Origin of the sequence: Helcococcus sp. KG196 (assembly GCF_046035495.1) — a bacterium.
In the GTDB taxonomy this organism is placed as follows: Bacteria; Bacillota; Clostridia; order Tissierellales; family Peptoniphilaceae; genus Helcococcus; species Helcococcus ovis.
Genome location: NZ_JBFNFI010000028.1, coordinates 1 through 2104 on the forward strand (window position 1 = coordinate 1; position 2104 = coordinate 2104).

A 2104-nucleotide genomic window follows, 5' to 3' on the forward strand; every position below is an offset into this window, starting at 1 on the left:
TCATATATTCTTTAAGTCTGTATGAATTTCCAGTTATAGATACGACTGTTGCGTGGTGTAACAGTCTATCTATAATTGCTGAAGCTATTTTCTCATCATAAAATAGCTTTGACCATTCATTAAAGTTTAAATTTGTAGTTATTATCGTACTTTTCTTTTCATATCTTTTATCAATAAGTTGAAATAACAATCTTTCATCGCCATCATTTAGCGGTAAATAGCCCATTTCGTCAATTATTAATAATCTATATCCTGTGTAATGTTTTATTCGTTGTTCTAGCTTATTTTCTAACTTTGCTCGTTTTAAGTTTTCTATTAAATCATGACATTTAATGAAATATGTGCTTATTCGTTTTTTAGCACTTTCTATTCCTATCGATGTTGCTAAATGAGTTTTTCCAACTCCACTATTTCCAAGAAATATTATATTTTCATTCTTTTCTAAAAATTTTAATGAACAAAGCATTTTTATTTGATTTTCATTTATTTCTTGATTAAAACTAAAATCAAAGTCATTTATTGTTTTTATATGTGGAAAACTAGCCACTTTTATCATTTGATTTGCTGCAACATATTTTTTATTTTCAACTTCATAATCAGTTAACTTTAACAATCCATCAATTAATGATATATTTGGTTGATTTAATTCATTTTCTAAATAAATTAACATTTGTTTTAAATTCAAATATTCTAAATTTGAAACTAATCTTTCATAATTGATACTATTTTCCATAATTTCCTCCAATTTTACTTAAATTTTCATTTACTAAAATTTGAACTTTTTTCTCATCATAACTAGGTAAATTATTCTTGAAAATTTCTAGATAATGGCTTTTATGATAGTTTAATTTATTTTTAGAAATATTGTGAACTGTTATTACTTTTGTGTTATCATATATGTGTAGTTTATTATCTTTAACTATTAAATTAACTCTTTTATTTTTATATTCTGGTGGTAGAGAATATTGATTACTTTTGTATGAAATCATACAACTAGAGTTAACTTTAAGAATTGTTGAAGATATTTTGTAAAGATTTCTTAGTGATTCATTTGGTAATGGCATTAAGGAATCTTTTTCAATTTCTAACAAACTTAATGGTATATTATTTGTGCCTTGATGAATATTTAAGTTTACTCTATTATTAATTTTTTCTACTAATTTTAATAATTGTTCATAATTAATTTTTGTTTGATAAGCATAAATTTCTTCAAGTATTTTCATACTTGATTCAACTTTGCCTTTAGTTTGAGGTCTTCTAGCCATACATGGTTTTAAGCTTATATTAAAATCATTTAAGAATTGATTAAATTTATTATTAATTTTTCCATCAGAATCCTTAGTTCTTGGTTCATCCATAATTGTTTTCATATTATCTGATAAAATTGTTTTTGGAACCCCTTGTATTAATTCAAAAGATCTTGTTAAAAAGTCTAAAACCACATCTTGCTTTTTATCTAAAGATACATGAAAAATTCTATATCTAGAGTATGAAAGTTGAAATACAAAAATATTTAATTTAATTATTTCACAATCACTAGTGATAAAGGTCATATCTTCTTTCCAATCAATTTGAGCTTGTTCACCTGGAGAAGTTTCAAATCTAATTTTTGCACCATCTTTATATTTTTTCTTAGAAAAATATTTTTGGAATTTATCATTGTTTAATATATATCTTCTAAAACTTGATTCGCTTACATTTAAGTTATGATTTTCTTTCAAATATCTGTAAAGTATTGATTTAGAGTAAAATCTTTGAATTGAATTTTCATCTAAAAGTTCTTCGATTATATTCTTAAAATTGTCTATTTTTGAAGATTTATTTCTAGTTTTTTTCTTTTCATATCCTTCGTAATATTTTTTTATTGTTCTTCTATCCACATTTAGTTCATTAGCTAATTGTGAGTAATTAACTTTTAAGTTGTTTGCATCCATAATTGTTTTTAATGTTGATAAGTCTTCTAAATTTTTAATTTCAAAATTTATATTATTTAGAATTAATGAATATTTCATATATGTCTCCTAATATTTAATATTCATTTATTTTATCAAATTGTACATTTTTATTTAATCGTTTTTGTACATTGTTATATTAGCATTTACAC

General features: G+C 22.8%; 2 protein-coding genes. Both read right to left on the reverse strand.

The features are described 5' to 3' along the window. Window positions 1-733 (reverse strand): IS21-like element helper ATPase IstB (gene istB / locus ABGF45_RS08285; RefSeq protein ID WP_408132179.1); only part of this gene is annotated, 733 nt, incomplete at its 3' end. Beyond that, complete coding sequence (gene istA, locus ABGF45_RS08290; protein ID WP_134712068.1) at window positions 723-2012, reverse strand: IS21 family transposase; 1290 nt, start codon at window positions 2010-2012, stop codon at window positions 723-725. The genes istB and istA, both read right to left, overlap by 11 nt. Window positions 2013-2104: the final 92 nt, after the last annotated feature.